Source organism: Curtobacterium sp. 320, from assembly GCF_031455235.1.
In the GTDB taxonomy this organism is placed as follows: Bacteria; Actinomycetota; Actinomycetes; order Actinomycetales; family Microbacteriaceae; genus Curtobacterium.
Map to the genome: position 1 here is coordinate 1 of NZ_JAVDSI010000025.1, position 24,489 is coordinate 24,489.

The 24,489-nt window shown below is 70.8% G+C and carries 23 protein-coding genes; 13 read left to right on the top strand and 10 right to left on the bottom strand.

Annotation, left to right across the window (positions count from 1 at the left end; translation table 11 throughout):
* Positions 1-158: 158 nt before the first annotated feature.
* The 3 genes from J2X60_RS18555 to J2X60_RS18565 are packed head-to-tail and all read right to left on the bottom strand — an operon-like array spanning position 159 to position 4,218.
* The gene (locus tag J2X60_RS18555; RefSeq protein ID WP_309889629.1) at positions 159-2,303 is read right to left on the bottom strand and encodes a dipeptide ABC transporter ATP-binding protein; all 2,145 of its coding nucleotides are present in this window, start codon (positions 2,301-2,303) and stop codon (positions 159-161) included.
* Positions 2,296-3,234, bottom strand: coding sequence for an ABC transporter permease (locus J2X60_RS18560; RefSeq protein WP_083295025.1), 939 nt, complete (start codon positions 3,232-3,234; stop codon positions 2,296-2,298). Before J2X60_RS18560 ends, J2X60_RS18555 begins: the two co-directional genes overlap by 8 nt.
* A gap of 3 nt (positions 3,235-3,237) precedes the next feature.
* Complete coding sequence (locus J2X60_RS18565) at positions 3,238-4,218, bottom strand: ABC transporter permease (RefSeq protein WP_070416712.1); 981 nt, start codon at positions 4,216-4,218, stop codon at positions 3,238-3,240.
* 262 nt (positions 4,219-4,480) lie between these two features.
* Between J2X60_RS18565 and J2X60_RS18570 the strand changes: the two genes are divergently transcribed.
* Entirely contained in the window at positions 4,481-6,193 is a 1,713-nt protein-coding gene (locus tag J2X60_RS18570) for an ABC transporter family substrate-binding protein (RefSeq protein WP_309889631.1), read from the top strand.
* An 83-nt stretch (positions 6,194-6,276) separates the two neighbouring features.
* Here the strand turns inward: J2X60_RS18570 and J2X60_RS18575 are convergent, their stop codons facing one another.
* From J2X60_RS18575 to J2X60_RS18585, 3 genes are all read right to left on the bottom strand, one after another.
* A complete protein-coding gene (locus J2X60_RS18575; RefSeq protein WP_309889633.1) occupies positions 6,277-6,825 on the bottom strand; it encodes a hypothetical protein in 549 nt (182 codons plus the stop codon).
* Between the two features lie 195 nt (positions 6,826-7,020).
* Complete coding sequence (locus J2X60_RS18580; RefSeq protein WP_070416709.1) at positions 7,021-7,500, bottom strand: peroxiredoxin; 480 nt, start codon at positions 7,498-7,500, stop codon at positions 7,021-7,023.
* A 181-nt stretch (positions 7,501-7,681) separates the two neighbouring features.
* Positions 7,682-8,431 (bottom strand): CPBP family intramembrane glutamic endopeptidase, encoded by a 750-nt coding sequence (locus J2X60_RS18585; RefSeq protein ID WP_309889635.1) that lies wholly within the window; start codon positions 8,429-8,431, stop codon positions 7,682-7,684.
* A 138-nt stretch (positions 8,432-8,569) separates the two neighbouring features.
* On the opposite strand from J2X60_RS18585, the gene typA reads away from it, so the two are divergent.
* The 7 genes from typA (at position 8,570) to J2X60_RS18620 (ending at position 16,639) form a co-directional block, all read left to right on the top strand.
* Positions 8,570-10,492 carry a translational GTPase TypA gene (gene typA / locus J2X60_RS18590; protein WP_070416707.1) on the top strand — a complete coding sequence of 641 codons (1,923 nt, stop codon included), beginning with the start codon at positions 8,570-8,572 and terminating at the stop codon, positions 10,490-10,492.
* An 89-nt stretch (positions 10,493-10,581) separates the two neighbouring features.
* On the top strand, positions 10,582-11,775 hold the full coding sequence (locus J2X60_RS18595; RefSeq protein ID WP_309889638.1) for an amidohydrolase: 1,194 nt from the start codon (positions 10,582-10,584) through the stop codon (positions 11,773-11,775).
* 113 nt (positions 11,776-11,888) lie between these two features.
* Positions 11,889-12,431 (top strand): hypothetical protein, encoded by a 543-nt coding sequence (locus J2X60_RS18600; RefSeq protein ID WP_261646318.1) that lies wholly within the window; start codon positions 11,889-11,891, stop codon positions 12,429-12,431.
* 25 nt (positions 12,432-12,456) lie between these two features.
* On the top strand, positions 12,457-13,656 hold the full coding sequence (locus J2X60_RS18605) for a PIG-L family deacetylase (protein WP_309889640.1): 1,200 nt from the start codon (positions 12,457-12,459) through the stop codon (positions 13,654-13,656).
* Positions 13,657-13,738: 82 nt separating this feature from the next.
* On the top strand, positions 13,739-14,056 hold the full coding sequence (fdxA, locus tag J2X60_RS18610; RefSeq protein WP_058728223.1) for a ferredoxin: 318 nt from the start codon (positions 13,739-13,741) through the stop codon (positions 14,054-14,056).
* A 14-nt stretch (positions 14,057-14,070) separates the two neighbouring features.
* Complete coding sequence (dapC, locus tag J2X60_RS18615) at positions 14,071-15,189, top strand: succinyldiaminopimelate transaminase (protein ID WP_309889642.1); 1,119 nt, start codon at positions 14,071-14,073, stop codon at positions 15,187-15,189.
* A 151-nt stretch (positions 15,190-15,340) separates the two neighbouring features.
* Positions 15,341-16,639 (top strand): citrate synthase, encoded by a 1,299-nt coding sequence (locus tag J2X60_RS18620; protein WP_083403225.1) that lies wholly within the window; start codon positions 15,341-15,343, stop codon positions 16,637-16,639.
* Between the two features lie 130 nt (positions 16,640-16,769).
* On the opposite strand, the gene J2X60_RS18625 is transcribed toward J2X60_RS18620, so the two are convergent.
* Positions 16,770-17,576 (bottom strand): alpha/beta hydrolase, encoded by an 807-nt coding sequence (locus tag J2X60_RS18625; RefSeq protein WP_309889645.1) that lies wholly within the window; start codon positions 17,574-17,576, stop codon positions 16,770-16,772.
* Positions 17,577-17,587: 11 nt separating this feature from the next.
* Positions 17,588-18,556, bottom strand: a complete 969-nt coding sequence (dapD, locus tag J2X60_RS18630) for a 2,3,4,5-tetrahydropyridine-2,6-dicarboxylate N-succinyltransferase (RefSeq protein WP_309778908.1) — start codon at positions 18,554-18,556, stop codon at positions 17,588-17,590.
* Positions 18,557-18,644: 88 nt separating this feature from the next.
* Here dapD and dapE point away from each other — a divergent pair, with 88 nt between their 5' ends.
* Together dapE and J2X60_RS18640 are read left to right on the top strand one after the other, a co-directional pair.
* Positions 18,645-19,727, top strand: coding sequence for a succinyl-diaminopimelate desuccinylase (gene dapE / locus J2X60_RS18635; RefSeq protein WP_309889647.1), 1,083 nt, complete (start codon positions 18,645-18,647; stop codon positions 19,725-19,727).
* The gene (locus J2X60_RS18640) at positions 19,712-20,956 is read left to right on the top strand and encodes a hypothetical protein (protein WP_309889649.1); all 1,245 of its coding nucleotides are present in this window, start codon (positions 19,712-19,714) and stop codon (positions 20,954-20,956) included. Before dapE ends, J2X60_RS18640 begins: the two co-directional genes overlap by 16 nt.
* On the opposite strand, the gene J2X60_RS18645 is transcribed toward J2X60_RS18640, so the two are convergent.
* Positions 20,935-22,083, bottom strand: coding sequence for an AI-2E family transporter (locus J2X60_RS18645; protein WP_309778910.1), 1,149 nt, complete (start codon positions 22,081-22,083; stop codon positions 20,935-20,937). The genes J2X60_RS18640 and J2X60_RS18645 overlap by 22 nt on opposite strands.
* A gap of 127 nt (positions 22,084-22,210) precedes the next feature.
* On the opposite strand from J2X60_RS18645, the gene J2X60_RS18650 reads away from it, so the two are divergent.
* Positions 22,211-22,381 (top strand): DUF3117 domain-containing protein, encoded by a 171-nt coding sequence (locus J2X60_RS18650; RefSeq protein WP_017887054.1) that lies wholly within the window; start codon positions 22,211-22,213, stop codon positions 22,379-22,381.
* A gap of 138 nt (positions 22,382-22,519) precedes the next feature.
* Positions 22,520-23,278: an AAA family ATPase gene (locus J2X60_RS18655; protein ID WP_092384902.1), complete on the top strand. Its 759-nt coding sequence runs from the start codon at positions 22,520-22,522 to the stop codon at positions 23,276-23,278.
* Here J2X60_RS18655 and J2X60_RS18660 read toward each other — a convergent pair.
* Positions 23,275-23,907: an O-methyltransferase gene (locus J2X60_RS18660; RefSeq protein ID WP_070416696.1), complete on the bottom strand. Its 633-nt coding sequence runs from the start codon at positions 23,905-23,907 to the stop codon at positions 23,275-23,277. The genes J2X60_RS18655 and J2X60_RS18660 overlap by 4 nt on opposite strands.
* Positions 23,908-23,971: 64 nt before the next feature.
* Here J2X60_RS18660 and J2X60_RS18665 point away from each other — a divergent pair, with 64 nt between their 5' ends.
* Complete coding sequence (locus tag J2X60_RS18665; protein WP_070416695.1) at positions 23,972-24,340, top strand: twin-arginine translocase TatA/TatE family subunit; 369 nt, start codon at positions 23,972-23,974, stop codon at positions 24,338-24,340.
* The last annotated feature ends 149 nt before the right edge of the window (positions 24,341-24,489 follow it).

Below are 24,489 nucleotides of genomic sequence, written 5' to 3' on the forward strand. Positions count from 1 at the left end.
CGCCGGGGGGGGGGCGGGCCGGGCGGCGGGGCCGGCACTCGCGGTTGGCGCCCTCTGGGGGGGCCCGCGGGGGGTGGGGGCCCCCCCCCCCGCCGGGGGGGGGGGGGGGGGCCCCGCGGCCCCCCCGCCTCCCGTCCCTCACACGGAACGTCAGTCGGTCACACCGTCGCCGACACCCGCTCGGTGAGCAGGTGGTTCTGGTCGGTCTGGATGCAGGCCACGCCGCGTCCGTGCACGTCCTGCAGGCGCGGGTCCACCGAACGGCACTGCTGCTGCCGGTCCTCGTCGAGGAGCTGGTACAGCGGGCAGCGGGTGCGGAACCGGCACCCGTCGATCCGTTCCGTGGGGGAGGGGAGGTCGCCGTCGAGCAGGATGCGTCCGCGGGCGGCCTCGGCGAACGGGTCCGGCACCGGGACCGCGGACAGCAGGGCCCTGGTGTAGGGGTGCTGCGGGTCGTCGAACACGCGGTCGCCGTCGCCGTACTCGACGATCCGGCCGAGGTACATGACCGCGACGTCGTCGGCGATGTGCCGGACGACCGAGAGGTCGTGCGCGACGAACAGGTAGGACAGGCCCAGGCGGTGCTTGAGGTCCTCGAGCAGGTTGATGACACCGGCCTGCACGGACACGTCCAGCGCCGACACCGGCTCGTCGAGCACGAGGATCTTCGGTTCGACGATGAGCGCCCGGGCGATGCCGATGCGCTGCCGCTGGCCGCCGGAGAACTCGTGGGGGTACCGGTCGATGTAGCTCGGCTCGAGACCGACGAGCTCGAGCGAGTCCCGCACGCGTCGGCGGATCTCGTCCTTCGGCACGCCCTGCACCGTGAGCGGCTCGCCGATGACGGAGCCGATGTCGAGTCGGGGGTCGATGGAGGCCATCGGGTCCTGGAAGACGACCTGGATGTCGCTCCGGAGCGCACGGCGGTCGGACTTCGACAGCGTGCCGGTGTCGACGCCGTTGACCCTGATGGTGCCCTGCTGCGCGCCGGCGAGCTCGAGGATCTCCATGATCGTCGTGGTCTTGCCGCAGCCGGACTCGCCGACGAGCCCGAGGACCTGTCCGCGCTTCAGCGTGAGCGAGATCCCGTCGACCGCGTGCACCTCGCCGATGCGCCGGCGGAACAGGGCGCCCTTCGTCAGCGGGAAGGTCTTCACGACGTCGTCGAGCTGCAGGACCACGTCGTCGCCGTGGTCGATCTCGGACTCGGGGACGTCCTCGGGGCGCGGGAAGATCTCGGAGCGGGCGAGCGTGCCGGCGGCGATCTCGTCGCGGCGGATGCATGCCGCGGTGTGCTCATCGTCGAAGGCGCCGTTCGTGATGGTCGGCGTCGCACCGGTCAGGACCGGGTTGTCGTCGCTCGGTGCCACCGACGGGGCGATCAGGGCCGGCTCGCCCTCACGGCAGGCGTCGAGGACCGCGGGGCAGCGATCGGCGAACGGGCAGCCGGTCGGCTTCTGGGTGAGCAGCGGCGGGCGGCCGTCGAGCGGGACGAGGCGCTCCGAGCGTGCCGAGGCCATGTTCGGCATCGAGCGGAGCAGACCGATCGTGTACGGCATGACCGGCTCGCGGAAGAGGGGTTCGACCGGTGCCGTCTCGACGATCCGGCCGGCGTACATCACGGCGACCCGGTCCGCGTTGCCCGCGACGACGCCGAGGTCGTGCGTGATGAGGACGACGGCGGCACCGGTCATGTCCTTGGCGGTCTGCAGGACGTCGAGGATCTGTGCCTGGATCGTCACGTCGAGCGCCGTGGTCGGCTCGTCGGCGATGATCAGCTTCGGGTCGTTGGCGATGGCGATCGCGATCATGGCGCGCTGCCGCATGCCGCCGGAGAACTCGTGCGGGAAGGCGTCGAGCCGCCGCGAGGGGTTCGGGATGCCGACGACGCGGAGGAGTTCCTCGGCACGGGCCCGGGCGGCGTGCGCGGTGAGGTTCCGGTCGTGCAGCCGCAGCCCCTCGACGATCTGCTGGCCGATCGTGTACACGGGCGTCAGGGCGGAGAGCGGGTCCTGGAAGACCATCGCGATGTCGCCGCCACGGAGCTTCGACATCTCGCGGTCGTTCAGGCCGAGCAGCTCGCGGCCGTCGAACCGGATGCTGCCCTCGACCTTGGCCGACGACGGCAGCAGACCCATCACGGCCATCGAGGACACCGACTTGCCCGATCCGGACTCGCCGACGATGCCGAGGAACTCGCCCTGGTTGACGGAGTAGTCCACGCCGCGCACGGCGTACACGGGCTTGGAGCCCGGGTTGAACGTGACGGCGAGGTCGGAGACGGTGAGCAGCGGCTCAGTCACGGTTGGCTCCCGAGGTGGGGTCGATGGCGTCGCGCAGGGCGTCGCCGAGCAGGCTGGTGGAGAGGACCGTGGCGACGAGCGTCGCAGCCGGCAGGACGAACAGCCACGGCCGGGTGACCGCGGACTGGCTGCCGGCGGCGAGCAGGGTGCCGAGCGACACGTCCGGCACCTGGATGCCGAAGCCGAAGAAGCTCAGGGCGCTCTCGGAGAGGATCATCGCGCCGACGCCGAGCGTGGCGTCGATGATGAGCAGCGAGGCCACGTTCGGCAGGATGTGCCGCCGGATGATCGTGAACGACGGGACGCCCATGAACCGTGCGGCCTTGACGTAGTCGCGCTCCCGGAGGGACATCGTCTGTCCGCGGATCACGCGGGCCATGATCATCCACCCGAAGATCGCCAGGCCGACGATGAGCGCGAGCCAGCTGAGGTTCTTGAACAGCGGGCTGAGGAGCACGAGCGCGTAGAACGACGGGATGACCAGGAGCAGGTCGATGCCCCACACGAGCGCCCGGTCGACGAACCCGCCGAAGTACCCGGCGATCGCACCGACGATGCCCGCGATGAGGGTCGCGGCGGGACCGGCGATGAGCCCGATGAGCAGGGACTTCTGCAGGCCCACCAGGGTCTGCGCGTAGATGTCCTGGCCGATGTCGTTCGTGCCGAACCAGTGCGAGGCGCTCGGCGGCATGCCGAAGGCGAGCCCGTCGGAGTCGACGGCGTTCCAGTGGTACAGGTACGGACCGACGAAGGCCCAGAGCAGGATGAGGAGGAGTGCACCGCCACCGATGCGGGCACGCCAGGTGCCGAGCACCTTGCGCCAGAGCGGGGTGCGGCCACCCTTCACCTCGACGACGTGCGCCGGCTGCCCGGCGTTGCCGTCACCGGGGTCGCCGGCGGTGGTCGTGGTCGTGGGGTCGAGAACAGACACGGGTCACACCCTCACTCGCGGGTCGAGCGCGGCGTAGAGCAGGTCCGCGAGGGTGCCTGCGATGAGCACGAGGATCGCCGTGAAGAGGATCGTGCCCGCTGCCGCGTTGATGTCGTTGTTGCTGATGCTCTGGACGAAGTACTCGCCCATGCCGTGCCAGCTGAAGACCAGTTCGGTGATGCTCGCACCGGTCAGGATGAGGCCGAACGAGTACGCGAAGAACGTCGACATCGGGATGAGGGCGACACGGACACCGTGCCGCATGATGGCCGATCCACGCGTCCGGCCCTTCGAGCGCGCCGTTCGGATGAAGTCGTTTGACAGCACGTCGAGCATCGCGGAGCGCTGGTAGCGCGAGTACGAGGCGACGGCGCCGACCGTCAGCGAGATCGTCGGTAAGAGCAGGTGCACCAGCCGGTCGCCGAGCACCGGGAAGAACCCGGTCACCCCCGGGGTGTACTCACCGGTGAACGAGATCAGCTGCGTCCCGACCGCCCCGTTGAGGGTCGTCGCGAGGATCATCAGCACCACCGCGATGACAAAGGGGGGCGTCGCGAGCACCGCGAACGACAGGTAGGTCGACACCTGGTCGGACGTCTTGTACTGCTTGACGGCGTTCCAGACACCGAGCAGGACGCCGAGGATCGCACCGAGCAGGGTGCCGATCACCAGGAGCCGCAGGCTCGTGCCGGAGCGGGCGACGATGTCGGCCGTCACCTCGGTGCCGCGGGCGCTGATGCCGAGCGAGCCGTGCGTGACCAGGTTCACCCACCAGTTCCACGTGCGGACCAGGAGCGGGGTGTTCGGGTCGGCGCCGAGCTTCTGGAGCGCGGCGTCGATCGAACTCTGCGGGACCGGCGGGTTCTTGCCGAGGTACCGGGACGTCGGGTTGAGCGTCGCGCTGGCGAGGATGTAGCCGAGCGTCGTCGCGACGATCGTCAGGATCACGTAGTTGACGATCCGCTTCGCGAGGAAAGCAAGCATGTACTGGGACCTCAGTGGGGTGCGGCCGTCCGTCCGGACGGCGTTGTTCGGTGGCGACAGGCTAGCCGCTTCCGAGCCGGGGTGGGTGATCCCTGTTGACGCTATGCAACATTCGTTACGAGCATGTTTCGATTCGGTACAGCAGCCCTTGTGCGACCTTCGGATGTGACTAGGGTTCTCAACCAACAGGCGTGGCGGCGGGGGCCGTCGCGTCCCGGCGCTCCGGCGCGAACCACAACGAAAGGGAATCCTCGCCATGCGAATGAGGATCAAGACGACGGCCGTGCTCGCCACAGCAGCCGCCGCGGCACTCGTGCTCGCGGGCTGCTCCGGCGGCGGATCCGCCGGACAGAGCAGCTCGGCCGTCGCCACGTCGTCGCTGAAGTCGACGGGTTGGACGGTCGCCCACCGCGACACGATCAAGGACGGCGGCTCGCTCACCCTGCCGATCGACTCCGCACCGGCGAACTGGCAGCTGTCGAACCTCGACTCCGGGACGGTCGACGACAACACGATCGCGGGCACCTACCTGCCCGGGTTCATCCAGTTCAAGGCCAACGGCGAGTGGGAGGCGAACAAGGACTACGTCGACTCGATCGAGCTGACGAAGGACTCGCCCCAGACCGTCGAGATCAAGATCAACCCCAAGGCGGTCTGGTCCGACGGCACCCCGATCACCGAGAAGGACGTCGAGGCGAACTGGAAGGCGCTGAACGGCACGAACAAGGCCTTCGCCCCGCTCGCCACCAACGTCTGGGAAGACGTCGACTCCGTCACGCAGGGTTCGGACGAGCGCGACGTCATCGTGACGTTCTCGAAGACGAACGCCGACTGGCCGAGCGTCTTCACCGCGATCTACCCCTACTGGGCCGTGGACACCCCCGACCACTTCAACAACTCGTGGGCGAAGGGTCCGTTCGCCGCGGACGGCAAGACGTACGTCTCCGCCGGCCCGTACATCCTCAAGACCTTCGACGCCAACGGCGGCGTCGTGACCTTCGAGAAGAACTCGAAGTGGTGGGGTGACGCGCCGAAGCTCGACACGATCGTCTTCAAGACCGTGTCCCGCGACGGTGTCGCGCAGGCCTACGCGAACAAGGAGTTCGACGCCTTCAACCTGAACGGCAGCGCGGACAACTTCAAGACCGCGAACAGCCGCTCGGACTCGAAGATCGAGCGCTCGCTCGGCACGACCCAGCGTCAGATCACCCTGAACGGCACGTCGGACGTCTTCAAGGACCAGGAGGTCCGCCAGGCGTTCGCCCAGGCGATCAACCGTCAGGTGGTCGCGCAGGCGATCCTCTCGCCGGTGAAGAGCCCGGTGCAGGTCCTCAACAACCTCGTCTACCTGCCCGGCCAGAAGGGCTACCAGGACAACGTCTCCTCGGTCTACGGCTACAGCACCGACAAGGCGAAGAAGAAGCTCGAGGACGCCGGCTACACGATCGGCTCGGACGGCTACGCGACCAAGGGCGGCAAGACGCTCGACGTCCGCTTCGTCATCCCGTCGGACAACCAGAACTCGGCGAACGTCGCGCAGCTCGTGCAGCAGCAGACGAAGCTCGCCGGCTTCAAGGTGACCATCGACACCGTCCCGACCGACGACTTCTTCACGAAGTACGTCACCACCGACGGCCGTGACTTCGACGCCACGTACTTCGCCTGGCAGGGCACGCCGTTCCCGGTGTCGTCGCTGAAGTCGATCTACTACCCGGCCGACGCGGGGCAGAACTACACGGGCGTGACCGACGACTCGCTCGGTGCCGCCTGGGACAAGGCGAACGCCGAACTCGACGCCGACAAGCGCATCGAGGACGCGGACGCGATCGACAAGAAGATCGTGAAGGTCGCGGGCACGATCCCGCTGTTCCCGGAGCCCTACGCCTGGGGTGTGCGCAAGGACCTCGTGAACTACGGTCCGGCGCAGTTCCAGCAGTCCTCGGTGAAGTGGCAGGACGTGGGCTACAAGAAGTAGTCCGCAGCACTCCACCTGGAAACGACATCCCCGACGTCGCACGACGTCGGGGATGTCGTTCTTCGTCGCAGGGATCGCGGCGGTCAGAGCTGCGCGGCCGCCAGGGTCGCGACGAACGCGAGGACCACGATCGCGAGGATCGTCCACCCGTGCACACGGTGCGTGATCGGCGCAGCCGTCACGGTCGCCGGAGGCGGGCCGTCCTGCGCGGGCGGCTCGGGCACGAACGCCCGTATGCGCTCGGCCGCAGCGTCGACGTCGAGGCGATCCGCGCCTCCTGGACGACCGTCGACCACGGCGGCGAGCCGGGCCGACCTGCGGGTGGCGAGCCACGTGCGGCGGACGCCCTCGCTCGTGACGATCTCGATGCCGTACTTAATGCGGACCTCGGTGACGCGGCGCCAGGTGTAGGTGCTGGTGCGGCGGACGTCGACGATGCGGAGGTGCTCGTCGGTGAGCTCGAAGCGCGGGCGCCAGAGGACCGCCCACGCGATGAAGGCGATGCAGATGCTCGGGACCGGGGCGAGCCAGGCGGTGCCGCCGCTCAGGAGGGCGAGGGGGACGAGCGCGGCGGCCGCGACCCACAGGACGACGGCGAGCAGACGCATGCCGGGGGCGAGGATCGTGGTCACGCCGAAGAGGTTACGAGATGCCTCCCCGGGAACGCCCGGGGAGCGGGTGTGACACACCAGCGCGTATCTCCGGACGACCCGATTCCCCGGGGAGGCAGATCCTGTGTGGACCTCTCGTGGCGTCAATCGTCCTCGGCCCCCGTTCGGGTGTCAATACCCCAGACCGTCGCATTTTCGGGGGACCGACACGCCGTGTCACGCCACGAGGAGCTCGATCTGCGCCCGGATCGCGTCCGCCTTGGGGAACCGGAGCCCGACGAGCCCCACGTGCCGCCAGCGGACCACGCCGTCCGGCCCGATCACGAACACGGACCGTCGGAGCCCGATCCCCGGCGCCTGCACGCCGTACGCGCGGATGACGTCCCCGGCGGTGTCGCTCAGCAGGGGGAAGGTGAGCGAGGACCCGCGGGCGAACGCCTCGTGCGAGTCGAGCGCCTGCGGGCTGACGCCCCACACCACGGCGCCGAGGTCGCCGAAGTCGTCGAGCTCCTCTTGGTAGCTGCAGAGCTGTGCCGTGCAGACCGGGGTGGCGTCGCCCGGGTAGAAGGCGAGCACGAGCGTCCGGCCGATCTCGGCCGACAGGGCGTACTCGTCGTCGGTGCGGGTGCCGTCGCGCACGATCATGCCGGGCAGGGTGAATCCGGGTGCGGGATCGCCGACCTCGGGGATGCTCATGCGGCCACGGTAGGTGCGGGACCAGGGTCCGGTGCGGCGCCGCGCTGTGGGTTCGCTGTGGGTCCGCCGGGCCGGGGTCGGACGGGTCCGCCGCATCGCCGACGCCCGAACGGGGGATGCCGCGCGGCCGGGGCGGCGGGCGCCCCGGGGCAGGTCGCCGGCCGTGCCGCGGCGACCAGCGTCAGCGGAAGAGCTGCGGGAACGCGTGCGCGACCCACGGGTACCCGACGAACACCGCGGCGTCGAGCAGGCAGTGCGTGATGACGAGGGGGAGGAGCCGGCCCCACCTCGTGTAGATCCAGCCGAACACGATGCCCATCACGGCGTTCCCGACGAACGCGCCGAACCCCTGGTAGAGGTGGTAGCTCCCGCGCAGGACCGCGGTGGACAGGATGACCTGCCAGCGCCCCCACCTGAGGCCGCCCAGCCGTTCGTAGAGGTACCCGACGACGATCACCTCCTCCTGCAGCCCGGAGCGGATCGCCGAGAGCAGCAGCACGGGGATCGTCCACCAGTACGAGTCGAGCGCCGCCGGGTTCACGTTCACGGTGAACCCGAGTGCCCGCCCGGTGAAGTACAGCGCGAGCCCGGGGATCCCGATGCCGAGGGCGATGAGCGCCGCGCCGCCGAGGTCGGGCCGCACGCGGAACCGGTCGATGCCGAGACGACCGAGGTGCGGGCGGGTGGTGCTCCAGAGCAGGAAGCAGACGAGCGCGACCGGCGCGAGGTCGACCGCGATGCCCACGAGCTGCCGGGCGAGGTCGACGTACTGCACGGTCGTGGTCGAGGTGTTGAGCGCCGTGGACTGCTGCCCGAGCGGCGTCGTCTGCGACAGGTCGTCGATGATCTGCAGCACCGAGTACAGCGCGCTGCCGCCGAGCGAGAGCATCAGCACGATCGTGATCTCGATCCACGTTCGCCGACGGCTCATCGGGGGTACTCCTCTCGGTTGCGAACTACCGGTAGACTGGCGTGTCGGGCGTTCTGCCCACCTCCGGGCAGTGCCACCGCGGCGCGAGCGCCACAGTCGGCCGCCCGATCTTCTTCCGAACACCAAAGGATGTCCTGTATGGCGCTCGCCACCCGGTCCGACCTGCGCAACGTCGCCATCGTGGCACACGTCGACCACGGCAAGACCACCCTCGTCGACGCGATGCTCACGCAGACCAACTCGTTCGACGCCCACTTCGAGGGCGAAGACCGCATGATGGACTCGAACGACCTCGAGCGCGAGAAGGGCATCACGATCCTCGCGAAGAACACGTCGGTGCTCTACAACGGCAAGCACGCGACCGAGTTCGGCGCGGACGGCCCCATCACGATCAACGTCATCGACACCCCGGGTCACGCCGACTTCGGTGGTGAGGTCGAGCGCGGCCTCTCCATGGTCGACGGCGTCGTGCTCCTCGTCGACGCGTCAGAGGGTCCGCTGCCCCAGACCCGCTTCGTGCTCCGCAAGGCGCTCGCCGCGAAGCTCCCGGTGATCCTGCTCGTCAACAAGACGGACCGCCCGGACTCCCGCATCGACGAGGTCGTGTCCGAATCGCAGGACCTCCTGCTCGGGCTCGCCTCCGACCTGTCGGACGAGGTCGACGACCTCGACCTCGACGCGATCCTCGACGTCCCCGTGGTCTACGCCTCGGGTCGTGCGGGTGCCGCCAGCCGCAACAAGCCGGCCGACGGCTCACTGCCGGACAACGACGACCTCGAGCCCCTCTTCGAGGCGATCCTCCAGCACGTCCCCGCCCCGAAGTACGACGACGAGCACCCGCTGCAGGCGCACGTCACGAACCTCGACGCGTCGCCGTTCCTCGGTCGCCTCGCGCTCCTGCGCATCTTCCACGGCACCATGAAGAAGGGCCAGACGGTCGCGTGGGTCAAGCACGACGGCAGCGTCGTCAACGCCCGCATCACCGAGCTGCTCGTCACCAAGGCGCTCGAGCGCTACCCGGCCGAGTCGGCGGGCCCCGGTGACATCGTCGCCGTCGCCGGCTTCGACACGATCACCATCGGTGAGACCCTGACCGACCCCGAGGACGTCCGTCCGCTGCCGACCATCACGGTCGACGACCCGGCGATCTCGATGACGATCGGCACGAACACCAGCCCGCTCGTCGGCAAGGTCAAGGGCCACAAGCTCACCGCCCGCATGGTCAAGGAGCGCCTCGACCGCGAGCTCATCGGCAACGTCTCGCTCAAGGTCCTCGACATCGGTCGCCCCGACGCGTGGGAGGTCCAGGGCCGCGGCGAGCTCGCGCTGGCCATCCTCGTCGAGCAGATGCGTCGTGAGGGCTTCGAGCTCACGGTCGGCAAGCCGCAGGTCGTCACCAAGCGTGACGAGAACGGCAAGCTCCAGGAGCCCTACGAGCACATGACGATCGACACGCCGGAGGAGTACCTCGGCGCGATCACGCAGCTCATGGCCGCTCGCAAGGGCCGCATGGAGAACATGACGAACCACGGCACCGGCTGGGTGCGCATGGAGTTCATCGTCCCGTCGCGCGGCCTGATCGGCTTCCGCACGTCGTTCCTCACCGAGACCCGCGGCACCGGCATCGCCAACGCGATCTCGCACGGTTACGACGAGTGGGCCGGCCCGATCCAGACCCGCATCAACGGCTCGATCGTGTCCGACCGCTCGGGTGTCGTCACGCCGTTCGCCATCACGAACCTCCAGGAGCGGATGACGTTCTTCGTCAACCCCACCGAAGAGGTCTACGAGGGCATGGTCATCGGCGAGAACTCGCGCGCCGACGACATGGACGTCAACATCACGAAGGAGAAGAAGCTCACGAACATGCGTTCGGCGAACGCTGACACCTTCGAGTCGATGACGCCGTCGCGCCAGCTGTCGCTCGAGGAGTGCCTCGAGTTCGCGCGTGAGGACGAGTGCGTCGAGGTCACCCCCGACGCCGTGCGCATCCGCAAGGTCGAGCTCGACGCGCAGGCCCGCCAGCGTGCGTACGCCCGCCTGAAGCGTCAGGACGCGTAAGCAGTCATCCAGGAGGCACGGCCTGCCTCCGACGGCCCGGTCACCTCGTTCGAGGTGGCCGGGCCGTCGTCGGATGTACCGTGGTGCGCGTGACTCTCGACCTCCTCTCGCTGTACCAGGACCTCCACGCCCACCCCGAGCTCGGCTTCCAGGAGCACCGCACGGCGGGCATCGTCGCCGACCGGCTCGCGGAGATCGGCGGGATCGAGGTCGCCACGGGCGTCGGCGGCACCGGTGTCGTGGGCGTCCTGTCGAACGGCGAGGGGCCCGTCGTCTGGCTCCGCGCCGACATGGACGGGCTGCCGGTCCAAGAGCGCACCGGCCTGCCCTACGCCAGCGAGCACCACGGCACCGACGAGGACGGCAACGACGTCCCGACGATGCACGCCTGCGGCCACGACATCCACGTGACGTGGCTGCTCGGGACCCTCGAGCGCCTCGCCGCAACCACGGGCGACTGGCACGGCACGGTCGTCGGCGTCTTCCAGCCGGCGGAAGAGGTCATCTCCGGTGCCCGCGCCATGGTCGAGGACGGGCTCGTCGAGCGCTTCCCGACGCCCGACGTCGTCCTCGGACAGCACTCCGCGCCGGCGCCGGTCGGCATCGTCGCGGTCGGCAGCGGCCCCGTGATGGCGTCGAGCGACCGGCTGACGGTCACGTTCAACGGCCGCGGCGCGCACGGTTCCGCCCCGCAGGCCTCGCTCGACCCGATCGTCACCGCCGCGTCGGCCGTCGTGCGCCTGCAGACCGTGGTCTCGCGCGAGGTCTCGCCGAGCGACGCCGGGGTCGTCACCGTCGGGAGCTTCCACGCCGGCACCCGCGCGAACATCATCCCCGACCAGGCCGTCATCGAGATCTCGACGCGGGCCCGCAACGAGGAGACCCGCGAGCGGATCATCGCCTCGATCGAGCGCATCGTCCGCGCCGAGAGCGAGGCCGGTGGGCTCCCCGAGCCGACGATCGTGCGGTCGCCGGGTGCGGAGGTCACCGTGAACGACGCCGAGGCCGCCCAGACCGTGCTCGACGCGATCCGCGCCGAGGTCCCCGGAGCCCGCGACCTCGAGATCGGCCTGGCGATGGCGTCCGAGGACGTCGGCCAGCTCGCCACCGCGGCGGGGGCGCCGCTCGTGTACTGGTTCACCGGCATCACCGACCCGGAGCTGTTCCGTCGCGGCGAGGACATCCCGAGCAACCACTCGCCCTTCTACGCGCCGCAGGCCGAGACGGCGATCCCGGTGGGCGTCGACGCCCTCGTGGCGGCGACGCGCGCTTACGTCGCCTGACGCGGGCGGTCCCGCAGGACCGAGCCAGGAGGCGCGGTGCGACCCCGCCACGCACGTGACGTTCCCAGGGGACTCACGCCGCGCCTCCCGTCTCGCCCCCTAGGGTGCTGGGCATGCGCACCCCGACCCGCACCCTGATCGCCGCCGTCGCAGCCGGCATCGCCCTCGCCGGACTGGCCGGCTGCTCGTCCGACGCCGTGAAGCAGGCCACCGACCTCGGCTCGTCGGTCGCGTCGAGCGTCGCCGAGGGCGTGCAGGGCATCGACGGCAAGGCCGTCCAGGACGGCATGGCCTCGGTCGCCGGCGGCATCGACGGCGCACTCGACACCGCGCTCAAGGGCGCGAACGTGACCTCGGACGGCAAGGTCCCCGACGGCTTCCCGACGAAGGACGTCCCGCTCGTCGACGGCACGGTGCTCGGCGGCGGGAGCGGCCCGAACGGATCCGGGTGGGTGGCACAGGTCCGTGCCGCTTCGGTCGACGACTTCCAGGCCGCCGCGCAGCAGCTCACCGACGCCGGGTTCACCGAGTCGGCGAAGCGCGCGGACTCGTCCAGCGCCTTCGGGATGTTCCGGAGCGACGGCTACCGCGTGGTCCTGACCTTCTCCGACGGCAGCGACGGCGTGACCGCGACCTACATCGTGACGCCCCGCTAGCCACCGCTGGGTACGCTTGGACCCGATGTCGAAGGCCCCCGCAACGCGCCCCGAGCGCGTCCTGTTCGTGCACGCCCACCCCGACGACGAGACGCTCTCGTCGGGCGGGACGATCGCCACCCTGCTCGAGCTCGGCGCCGAGGTGACCGTGCTCACCGCCACCCGTGGCGAGCGCGGCGAGATGCTGACGCCGGAGCTCGCGCCGCTCTTCGGCGACGGTCCGCGGGTCGCCGCGCACCGCGAGACCGAGATCGCCGCCGCCCTCGCCGCACTCGGCGGGCCGGCGCACCTCTGGCTCGGCGGGCCGGGTGCGCGTCCGACCGACCTGCCCGAGCGCCGCTACACCGACTCCGGCATGCAGTGGGGCCCCGACGGACGCGCCGTCGCCGCCGGGGACGCCCCTTCGGACTCGCTCACCGCGGCGGACCTCGGCGAGGTCGTCGACGACATCCGCGCCGCGATCCGGTCCACCGGCGCGGACGCGGTGGTGAGCTACGCCGACGACGGCGGCTACGGCCACCCCGACCACGTGCGGGTCCACCACGCCGCGCGGTACGCCGCCCGTGCCGAGGAACTCCCGTTCTCGATGATCGTGGACCCCGACTCCGGCCAGGCTGACCTGACCGTCGACGTCGTGCCGGTGCTGGCGAAGGTCCGGGCGGCCGTCGAGCAGTACCGGTCCCAGGTGACGATCGACCCGGTCGATCCCCGTGACCCGACCGCGCTGTCGTGGGTCATGCCGCACGGCGCCCGGCACCAGGTGCCCGCGGTCGAGGCGTTCCGTCACGACGCCGACCGGGTCCCGCCGGCGCCGCAGACGTTCGGCGAGTTCTCGCGGCAGGGGAAGGTCACCGCAGTCGTGGTCGCCCTCGTGCTCGGACTCGTCGCCGGCGGACTCGGCACGGTCACGCACCAGCAGACCCTCGGGGCGTTCCCGGTCGGCATCGTGCTCACCTCGCTGATCGTGATCGGGCTCACGGTCGGCATCCGGCTGCTGTACCGGTCGCGGGCGATGGTCGCGGCGGTCGGCATCGGGATCATCGCCGCGACGCAGGTGCTGTCGTCGGTGGGTGGGCAGAGCTCCCCGCTCGTGCTCGCCAACGCCGCGGGCTACGTGTGGACGTTCGGGCCGGCGGCCGTCACGGCGCTCGTGCTCGCGTGGCCCGACCTGTCCGGCATCCGGGCGTCGGCCGCCGCGCGGTCGGGGACGGCCGACCGGGCCTGACGGTCCGTCCGCCGGGCGGTCAGATGCGGCCGGGTCGCGCGGGTAGACTCGATCTGCTCAGTCCGAAGGGAGCACCCCAACCGTGACGTACGTGATCGCCCAGCCCTGTGTCGACGTCAAGGACCGCGCCTGCATCGACGAATGCCCGGTCGACTGCATCTACGAGGGTGACCGGTCGCTGTACATCCACCCCGACGAGTGCGTCGACTGCGGTGCGTGCGAGCCGGTGTGCCCGGTCGAGGCGATCTACTACGAGGACGACCTCCCGGACGAGTGGGCCGACTACTACAAGGCCAACGTCGAGTTCTTCGAAGAGGTCGGTTCCCCCGGCGGTGCCGCGAAGGTCGGTGTGATCCACAAGGACCACCCGGTCGTCATGGCCGAACCGCCCCGCGGCTGAACCGGATCCGACCCGTGGCGCTCGACCTCCCCGATTTCCCCTGGGACCAGCTCGTCCCGTTCAAGCAGCAGGCCGCGGCGGTCGAGGGCGGCATCGTCGACCTCAGCGTCGGCTCGCCCGTCGACCCGACGCCCGCCGTCGTCCGCACGGCGCTGGCCGAGGCGACCGACGCGCACGCCTACCCGCAGGTCGCCGGCACCCCGGCCCTGCGCGAGGCGATCGCGGACTGGTACGGCCGGCGCCAGGGCGTGACCCTCACGCCGGACCAGGTGCTCCCGACCATCGGGTCGAAGGAATTCATCGCCGGGCTCGCGCTCTGGCTCGGCATCGGCCGCGGCGACACCGTGGTGTTCCCGGCCGCGGCGTACCCGACGTACGAGCTCGGTGCGGCCCTGGTCGGCGCGGACGCCCTCGCGTCGGACGACCCGACCGCCTGGCCGTCCACCACGAAGCTCGTGTGGCTGAACTCCCCGGGCAACCCCGACGGCCGCGTCCTGTCGATCGACGAGCTGCGCGCCGCGGTCGAGCGGGCGCGGGAGCTCGGCGCCATCATCGTCGGCGACGAGTGCTACGCCGAACTCGGGTGGGAACCGCCGTACGACACCGCACCGACCCCGACGATCCTCGACCCCCGGGTCGTTGGTGACTCGGTGGACGGGGTGCTCAGCGTCTACTCGCTCTCGAAGCAGTCGAACCTCGCCGGCTACCGGGCGGCCTTCGTCGCCGGTGACGCTCAGGTCCTCGCCGAGGTGCTCGCGGTCCGCAAGCACACGGGCATGATGCCGCCACTCCCGGTGCAGGAAGCGATGATCGTCGCCCTCGCCGACGAGTCCCACGTGCAGGCGCAGAAGGCGCTGTACCGCGCCCGACGGAACATGCTCCGACGGGCACTCGAAGGCGCCGGCTTCCGGGTCGACCACAGCGAGGCGGGCCTGTACCTCTGGGCCACCCGCGGCGAACCGGCGCTCGACACCGTCGCCTGGCTGGCCGAGCGCGGGATCCTCGTCGCTCCGGGGACCTTCTACGGCGCAGCGGGTGCAGAGCACGTGCGTGTGGCGCTCACGGCGACCGACGAGCGCATCGCCGCAGCCGCGCAGCGACTGGCGAGCGGGCGGCGCCTGGCATCCGCCTGACCCTTTCGCGCTCGGCGCAATCCGTGGTTCCCACCAAGTCCTGAGGCTCGATGTGTGCACGACCGACAGTGGGCGCGATTAGGCTGTCACCGTGACTGACACTGCCAATGACGCTCAGAAGACGGCCACACCGCCCACTACGCCCGTCCCCGTGAGTCCCGCCGCCGAGCAGACCGCGGCGACCGCGACGCTGACGTACCCGGGCGGCACGGCGGAGTTCCCGATCCTGCCGAGCGTCGACGGTGCGTCCACCATCGACATCTCGACGTTCAAGAAGCAGACCGGGATGAACACGCTCGACTACGGGTTCGTGAACACCGGGTCGACGAAGAGCGCCATCACCTACATCGACGGCGACCAGGGCATCCTGCGGTACCGCGGCTACCCGATCGACCAGGTCGCGTCGAACCTGACCTTCCTCGAGGTCGCCTGGCTCCTCATCTACGGCGAACTGCCGACGCCCGCCGAGCTCGAGTCGTTCGACGCCCGGATCCGCCGCCACACGCTGCTGCACGAGGACCTCCGTCGTCTGTTCGACGCCCTGCCGCACTCGGCGCACCCGATGTCCGTCCTCTCCAGCGCCGTCAGCGCCCTGTCGACCTACTACGAGGACGACATGGACGTCGACGACCCCGAGAAGGTCGAGCTCCAGACCGTCCGGCTCCTCGCGAAGCTGCCGGTGATCGCCGCGTACGCGCACAAGAAGTCCATCGGGCAGGCGTTCCTCTACCCGGACAACTCGCTGTCCTTCGTCGACAACTTCCTGCGCCTGAACTTCGGCACGATGGCTGAGACCTACCAGCCGAACCCGGTGCTGTCGAAGGCGCTAGAGCGGCTCCTGATCCTGCACGAGGACCACGAGCAGAACGCCTCCACCGCCACGGTCCGGATGGTCGGGTCGACGAAGGCGAACATGTTCGCCTCGATCTCCGCCGGCATCAATGCGCTGTACGGTCCGCTGCACGGCGGCGCGAACGAGGCCGTGCTCGAGATGCTCCAGCAGATCAAGGACTCGGGCGAGCCGGTGACGCGCTTCGTCGAGCGGGTGAAGAACAAGGAGCGCGGCGTGAAGCTCATGGGCTTCGGGCACCGCGTCTACAAGAACTACGACCCGCGGGCGAAGCTCGTGAAGGAGTCCGCGCACGAGGTGCTCGAGGCGCTGGGCGTGCAGGACGACCTGCTCGACATCGCCATGGAGCTCGAGGGCATCGCGCTCGAGGACGAGTACTTCGTCAGTCGGAAGCTCTACCCGAACGTCGACTTCTACACGGGCATCATCTACAAGGCGATGGGCTTCCCGCCGCGGATGTTCACGGTCCTGTTCGCCATCGGGCGTCTGCCCGGGTGGATCGCGCAGTGGCGCGAGCTGAACAACGACCCGCTGAACAAGATCGGGCGCCCGCAGCAGCTCTACGTCGGGCACCCGGAGCGCGACCTGCCCGCACGCTGACGCGCCGCGCAGCCACGCGCGGGCGCGGCGGTGGACGGTACGGATCGACGGACGGGAGGCACGGTGCGGGCTGGCACCGCGCCTCCCGTCCGTCGCACGGCCGGCTCTGCCGCGTGCCCGCCCGCGCCGTTCAGGCGCCGGACGAGCGCGCCGCCCAGGCGGTCACGAGGTCGAGCGCCCGGTCCGAGTCGGGCGACCCCGGCCGGTTGAGGAAGGCGTGCCGCGCTGCCGGGAGCACGTGCCGGTCGACCGCCACCCCGGCGCTGCGCAGCTCGTCGGCGAACCGGTCGCCCGAGGCCCGCATCGTGTCGTGCTCGGCGTCCACCATGAGCGTGCGGGGGAAGCCGGAGAGGTCCTCGCCGCCGGGGAACGCGGTGGCGGTGTCGCCCGCGCGGCCGAGGTGGTTCCAGTTCGCCCGGTCGAGCAGTGCCGGGTGGTGCGTGAGCCGCCGGTGCCCGCGGACCGATCGGAGGACTGCCGCATCGCGCGGGGTGCGGGCGTGGAAGAACCCGTACGCGAGGACGAGTCCGTCCGGCCGTGCGGCGTCCGGCAGCGTCCGGGTCACGGCTGCTGCGAGGCACGCGCCGGCACTCGCCCCGCCGAGGAGGACCGGACCGTCGGTCTCGCCGCGGACGACCTCGAGCACGGCGCGGACCTCGTCGTTCGGCACCGGGTGACGGCGTCGCCCCCGGGGTCCTCGGCGTCCGACGACGGGCAACCCGGGCAGGGGAGCGAGGCGGTACCCGACCGTGACGACGTCGAGCCCACGGTCGGCGAGGGTGCCGGCGACGACGTGCGCTTCCGGCAGGTCGAGGCTGCCGCGGAAGAACCCACCCCCGTGCAACCACACGACCGTCGTGGCCGACGTCGTGCCCGGCCGCGCTGCGTACCGGCGGACCGGCACCGGGCCGTGCGGTCCGTCGACCGTTCCGCCCACGGACGGACCGCCTACGCGTGCAGCGCGGTGTTGAGCTGGATGCCCTGCCCCTGGCGCTGCAGTGCCTCCACCGCGCCGGAGACCGAGTTGCGGCGGAACAGGATGTTGGGCGTCCCGGAGAGCTCGGCGGCCTTGACCGTCTTCGGGGTGCCGTCCGGGTTCGGGGCCGCGCCGACGAGGACGACCTTCGTGCCGGCCGTCACGTACAGCCCGGCCTCGACCACCGAGTCGTCGCCGAGCGAGATGCCGAGACCGGCGTTCGCACCGAGCAACGCGCGCTCCCCGAGGGAGACGCGGTGGGTGCCGCCGCCGGACAGCGTGCCCATGATGGAGGCGCCGCCGCCGATGTCCGTGCCGTTCCCGACGACGACGCCCTGCGAGACACGGCCCTCGATCATCGCGTCGCCGAGGGTGCCGGCGTTGAAGTTCACGAAGCCCTCGTGCATCACCGTCGTGCCGGGAGCGAGGTGGGCGCCGAGCCGGACCCGGTTCGCGTCGGCGATGCGCACGCGGTCCGGCACGACGTAGTCGACCAGCCGGGGGAACTTGTCGATCGCGTGCACGGCGATCCCGGCGCGCTGCAGGCCGGGGCGGAGGCGGGTCAGGTCGTCGGGGTGCACCGGGCCCGCGTTCGTCCACGCGACGATCGGCAGGTGCGCGAAGACACCGTCGAGGTTGACCTCGTTCGGCGCCACGTGCAGGTGGCTGAGGAGGTGCAGGCGGAGGTACGCGTCCGGCGTGCTCACGGGTGCGGCGTCGATCGTGACCTCGGTCGTGACCGCCTCGATCGTGACACCGCGGCGCGGGTCGTCGCCGACGTGTGCGCGCAGGTCGGCGGGGAACACGGCGTCGGCGGGCAGCGCGCCGACGAACGTCTCCGGGTACCAGGTGTCGAGCGTCGTGCCGTCGGCGGCGATCGTCGCGAGGCCGTGGCCCCAGGCGTGGGTCGGGCGGGCGGTGGCAGCGGTCGTGTCGGTCACCGGACCAGGGTACCCAGCGAGGGGAGGGGCCACCCGTCCGTCCGGACGGCTCCGCCGGGCTGCAAGGGTCGGCCGGTAGGCTTCCCGCATGCCGGAGCCGCTCGACCTCACCGCCTCGTCCATCGACATCACCCGTGCCATCTGCGACATCGAGTCGGTGTCCGGTGACGAAGGGCCGCTCGCCGACGCGATCGAGGCCGCCCTGACGCCGCTGCCCCACCTCGAGGTGATCCGCGACGGCGACGCGATCGTGGCACGGACGAACCTCGGTCGTGACCGCCGCGTGGTCATCGCGGGGCACATCGACACCGTGCCGCTCAACGGCAACCTGCCGACCGAGTTCCGGACGGCCGAGGACGGCACCGAGATCCTCTGGGGCCGCGGCACCGTGGACATGAAGGCCGGTTGCGCAGTCCAGCTCAAGCTCGCGTACGACCTCGCCGAGCCGAACGTCGACGTCACCTGGGTCTTCTACGACCACGAAGAGGTGAGCGACGCGCTGAACGGCCTCGGACGCCTGGCACGGACGAGTCCCGAGCTCCTCGCGGGCGACTTCGCGATCCTCGGCGAGCCCTCCGGTGCGCAGATCGAGGGTGGGTGCAACGGCAACCTCCGGGCCGAGGTCCGCGCCTCCGGCAAGCGCTCGCACAGCGCCCGGAGCTGGATCGGCGACAACGCGATCCACAAGGCCGCGCCGATCCTGGCCACGCTCGCCGCCTACGAGCCGCGCACGGTCACGGTCGACGGACTCGACTACCGCGAAGGCCTCAACGCCGTCGGCATCACGGGCGGCATCGCCGGCAACGTCATCCCCGACGAGGTCATGGTGCACGTCAACTACCGCTTCGCCCCGTCGCGCAGCGCGGACGAAGCCGTCGCCCACATCCGCGAGCTCTTCGACGGCTACGACGTGCAGATCGTCGACCTCGCCGCCGGTGCCCGACCCGGACTCGACGCCCCGCTGGCGCAGGACTTCGTCGCCGCCGTCGGCGGTCCCGCGCCCCGACCGAAGTACGGGTGGACCGACGTCGCACGCTTCTCGGCGCTCGGCGTCCCCGCGGTCAACTACGGGCCCGGTGAGCCGGTCTTCGCCCACCACGACGACGAGCAGGTCCCCGTCGACCAGATCACCGCGGTCGAGCACGGTCTGCGTCGGTGGCTGACGGCCTGACCACGGCCGGGTCCACCCGGCTGAGCCCCGCCCGCGCCCGGTGGCACGCCCGCTACCGGGTGGTGCCGTGGTGGCTGCGGATCACGGTCGTGTACGTGCTCGCGCGGATCGTCACGGGCACGATGCTCGCCGCGTTCGCGAGCGTGCAGGCGGCGAACTCGTTCACGGTGCAGCACCCGGGCCTGCTGTCGTTCTCGTCGATCTGGGACGGCGCCTGGTACCGGGTGATCGCCGCGTCCGGGTACCCCTCGACGCTGCCGATCGACGCCACGGGACACGTGACCGAGAACGCCTGGGCGTTCATGCCCGCCTACCCCTTCCTGGTGCGGGGCCTGATGGCGCTGACGGGCGCGTCCTTCGAGTTCGTCGCCGTGTCCGTCTCGCTCCTGTTCGGCTGGGGAGCGGCGCTCGTGTTCCGACGGCTGATGGGTCGGTTCCTCGACCCGGCCCGAGCGACCTTCGCGACCGTGCTGTTCTGCGTCGCACCCGTCTCGGCGATGTTCCAGGTCGCGTACGCCGAGTCGATGGGCCTGTTCCTGCTCCTCGTCGCGCTGCTGCTCATGGTGGACCGCCGCTGGTGGTCGATGCTCCCGGTCGTCCTGCTGCTCGGGATGACCCGGCCGACCGGGCTGGCCTTCGCGCTGCTGATCGTGCTGTTCCTCGCCGCGTGGTTCGTCCGCCCGTCGTGGGTCCGCGCGTCGTCGCCGCTCACCGTGCAGCAGTTCGTCCCACCCGCGGTGGTCGCGGTCGTGTCCGGGATCGTCGGGCTGGCGTGGCCGGCGATCGCCTGGGCGGTGACCGGGGTGCCCCGGGCGTACACGGACACCGAACTGGCGTGGCGGTCGTCGTACATCGGGTGGCGGGAGCTCGTCCCGTTCGCGCCGTGGGTGCAGGGCTTCGGGTGGTGGTTCGGGCAGCCGGCCGGCGCGATCCTGCTCGCCGTCGTGGTGGTCGGGTTCGCCGCGTTCGTGGCCCTGCCGGCCGCGCGGCGGATCGGGCTCGAGCTGCGGCTCTGGGGCGTCGCCTACCTGGTGTACCTGCTGGCCGTGTTCTTCCCGCAGTCGAGCACCTGGCGCATCCTGCTGCCGATCGCCCCGCTGCTCGGGATCGTCGCGCTGCCGCGCTCGCGGGTGTACCGGGTGGCGGTCGTGGTGGTCTGCATCGCGCTGCAGTGGGTGTGGATGTACTACTGCTGGTGGATCGACGGCTACGACTGGACCCCGCCGTGATCGACGTCGGCCTCGCGGTCCTCGGCTCCCCGCGCCACCGCCTCGGGGTCGGCTGACGCCGCCGCGTGGATCATCGCGTTCGCGGTCGCGATGAACGGCACCGCGAAGAACGCCCCGACGACGCCGGCGATCGTCGTGCCCGCGGTGACGCCGAGCACGACACCGAGCGGGTGCACGCGCACGGCCGACCCGGTGAGGAACGGGTGCAGGACGTGGCTCTCGAGCTGCTGCACGGCGATCACGATGCCGAGCATGACCAGCGCGGGCACCCAGCCGTTGAACACGAGCGCGACGAGCACCGCGACGACGCCCGCGACGATCGCGCCGACGACCGGCACGAAGGCGCCGAAGAACACGATGACGCCGATCGGGATCGCGAGCGGCACCTGCAGCGCGAGGGCGCCGATCACGATGCCGAGCGCGTCCGTCACCGCGACGACGAGCTGGACGCGGATGAAGCTCGTCAGCGTCTTCCAGCCGGCGTGCCCGGCGACGTCGATGCGACCGCGCGCCCGGCGGGGGAAGAGCCGCACCACCCACGACCAGATGCGCGGGCCGTCGACGAGCACGAAGATCGTCGTGAACACCACGATGAAGAGGCCCTCGAGCAGGTGCACGAGCCCGCTCCCGGCCTCGGCCGCACCCGAGGCGATCGACGACGCGTGGGTCTGCAGGAACTTCGTGCCGTCGGACAGCCACTTCGTGACCTGCGACGCCGTGATGCCGAACGGCTCGGTGGCCAACAGGCTCTGCAGCGACTGCACGTTGTGGTCGAGACGGTGCTCGAGCGACGGCAGGTCGTACCGGATCTGTGCCGTGACGACCAGCGCGAGGACGCCGATGACGATCACGACGGCGAGGAAGCACGACAGCACCGCGAGCCACTTCGGCCAGCGGTGGCGCTGCAGGAACAGCGAGAACGGCGCGAGTAGGGCGCACACGATGAGGCCGATCAGGAACGGCACCACGATGTCCTGCAGCAGGACCACGAGTGCCACGACGACGGCGAGGGCGGCGACGACGACGAGCATCCGCCACGAGAACGCCCCCGCGACGCGCACGCCGGCGGGGACGGCCTCGACGGCGGGGTCGAGCGGTTGACGGCGCTTGGAGCGGATGTACGGCACACGCCAAGGTGACCACTCGGAACCGCGAGAACGTCGCGATCCACGGCCCCCAACCTGGGCGGTTTCGCAGTTCCCCCATCGATACGAGATAATGGGGGTGCATGTACTGCACGAAAGGGGACATCTGATGGCAGCCATGAAGCCGAGGACCGGTGACGGGCCGATGGAGGCTGTTAAGGAGGGTCGACTCATCATCGTGCGGGTTCCGCTCGAAGGTGGAGGCCGCCTGGTCGTCTCGGTCAACGATGCCGAGGCCAAGGAACTCCACGACGCACTCGCCGAGGTCGTCTCGGCCTAGTACGTCGACGCACCAGAACGGAGGGCCCGGAGCGCGTACGCTCCGGGCCCTCCGTCCGTCCGTCCGCACGTCCGTCCGCCCGCCCTCCGTGCGCACCGCCCGACGCTGATGTCGGCGTGGCACGGCAGGATGGGCTCCGTGCCGAGGACCCACCTGCCGATCCGTCGCGTCGAGGAGTACTGCGACCCCGACCCGATGCCCCGCGACGTCTGGCCCGCCACCCTCGCCCCCGTCCGGCAGCTCCTCGACGAGGGGCTCGACCTCGACCCCGTCACGGTGTTCGTCGGGGAGAACGGCGTCGGCAAGTCCACCATCGTCGAGGCCATCGCGCTGCAGTTCGGCATGGGGCCGGAGGGCGGTGGCACCGGATCGCAGCACTCGACCCGCGCCTCCGAGTCCGACCTGTGCGAACACATCGCCGTCCGCCGCGACTTCGGAGCGCCCCGCGGTGGGTTCTTCCTCCGGGCGGAGACCATGCACGGGTTCTTCACCTACCTCGAGGAACACCCGAACCTGTCTCGGCCCGAGCCGGTCTTCCACGAGCGCAGCCACGGCGAGTCCTTCCTCGACTTCGTGATCGACCGTGCGCGGTGGCCCGGGTTGTGGATCCTCGACGAACCCGAGTCCGCGCTGTCGTTCTCCGGCTGCCTGGCGCTCATCGGCCTGCTGCAGTCGATCGTCGAGAGCGGCGTCGGGCAGGTGCTCATGTCGACGCACTCACCGGTGCTCGCGGCCTTCCCGGGCGCGACGATCCACGAGGTCGGTGAGTGGGGCCTGCGGCGCACGGAGTGGGCCGACCTCGACCTCGTCCGGCACCAGCGGTCGTTCCTCGAGTCCCCGGAGCGCTACCTGCGCCACCTCGGGCACGACGACTCCGACCGAGACGACACCGACTAAGCGGAGACCTTCGTCATCTGCAGCAGTCCGTCTCCGGCGGGGGAGAGCGCGCTGATGACCGCACCCGACGTCGACACCTCGGTGAGCAGCAGCCGGAAGTCGGTCGTCGCCCGGTCCCGCTTCACCGGGTCGGCCACCCGGCCCCGCCAGAGCGCGTGCGGCACGAGGACGGTCCCGCCGAGCCGAGCGAGCCGCAGTCCGTGCTCCACGTACTCGATGACGTGCTCCGGGTCGGCGTCGACGAGGACGATGTCGTACGAGGCCTCGTTCATGCGCGGCAGCACCTGGTTCGCCCGACCCGGGATGAGTCGGATCCGGGCGGGGGCGGTGCCCGCGGCGATGTACGCGTCACGGGCGTACTGCTGGTGGTCGACCTCGATGTCGATCGTGGTGAGCGTGGCGGACGGTGCCCCGCCGAGCAGGTACAGCCCGGACACCCCCAGGCCGGTGCCGATCTCGATCATGCTCGTGGCGCGCGAGGCGGCCGCGACGACCCCGATCTGTGCGCCGATGGCGGGGGAGATCGCCTCGACCCCGAGTTCGAGGGAGTGCTCCCTGGCTCGGGCGATCACCTCGGACTCCGAGACGATGTCCTCGGCGAACTTCCAGTTCGACTCTTTCTCTGACACGCACACTCCGTTCGGGTGACAACTCTACGGGTGCTCCGGGGTGTGGACGGGTTACGCTCGTACCGTGTTCGACGGCTTCGAGAAGTTCCTGGTGATCGGGATCATCGGCGTCCTCCTGCTCGGTCCGCAGCGACTCCCGCAGTACGCCCAGAAGCTCGCCGAGTTCGTCAAGGCCGTCCGTCGCTTCGCCGACACCGCGAAGGACCGGATGCGCGACGAGATGGGCCCCGAGTTCGACGAGGTCGACTGGCAGAAGCTCGACCCGCGGCAGTACGACCCGCGCCGGATCATCCGTGATGCGCTGCTCGACTCCGGCAGCAGCGCCGCTGCGGTGCAGACCGCGCAGGTGACCGCGTCGAAGGTGCGCGCGACGGCACCCGTGGTGCCGCTCGCCGTCGGCGAGGCCGCACCGTTCGACGCCGAAGCGACCTGACGCGACGTCACGTGAGCCGATGACGGACTGGAGGCGGGGGGGCCCCGGGGCCCCCCCCCCCCCCCCCCGGGGGGGGGGGGGCCCCGCGGGGGGGGGGGCCCCCCCCCGGCGCCCCCCCCCCCCCGCGGAGGGGGGGCCGGGTGGGGGTG

Bases quoted from the DNA above. Each gene is read 5' to 3' on its own strand.
- J2X60_RS18570 (WP_309889631.1), top strand. From the start codon at position 4,481: ATGAGGATCAAGACGACGGCCGTGCTCGCCACAGCAGCCGCCGCGGCA.
- J2X60_RS18565 (WP_070416712.1), bottom strand. From the start codon at position 4,218: ATGCTTGCTTTCCTCGCGAAGCGGATCGTCAACTACGTGATCCTGACG.
- J2X60_RS18580 (WP_070416709.1), bottom strand. From the start codon at position 7,500: ATGAGCATCCCCGAGGTCGGCGATCCCGCACCCGGATTCACCCTGCCC.
- J2X60_RS18650 (WP_017887054.1), top strand. From the start codon at position 22,211: ATGGCAGCCATGAAGCCGAGGACCGGTGACGGGCCGATGGAGGCTGTT.
- J2X60_RS18585 (WP_309889635.1), bottom strand. From the start codon at position 8,431: ATGAGCCGTCGGCGAACGTGGATCGAGATCACGATCGTGCTGATGCTC.
- J2X60_RS18600 (WP_261646318.1), top strand. From the start codon at position 11,889: ATGCGCACCCCGACCCGCACCCTGATCGCCGCCGTCGCAGCCGGCATC.
- J2X60_RS18605 (WP_309889640.1), top strand. From the start codon at position 12,457: ATGTCGAAGGCCCCCGCAACGCGCCCCGAGCGCGTCCTGTTCGTGCAC.
- typA (WP_070416707.1), top strand. From the start codon at position 8,570: ATGGCGCTCGCCACCCGGTCCGACCTGCGCAACGTCGCCATCGTGGCA.
- dapE (WP_309889647.1), top strand. From the start codon at position 18,645: ATGCCGGAGCCGCTCGACCTCACCGCCTCGTCCATCGACATCACCCGT.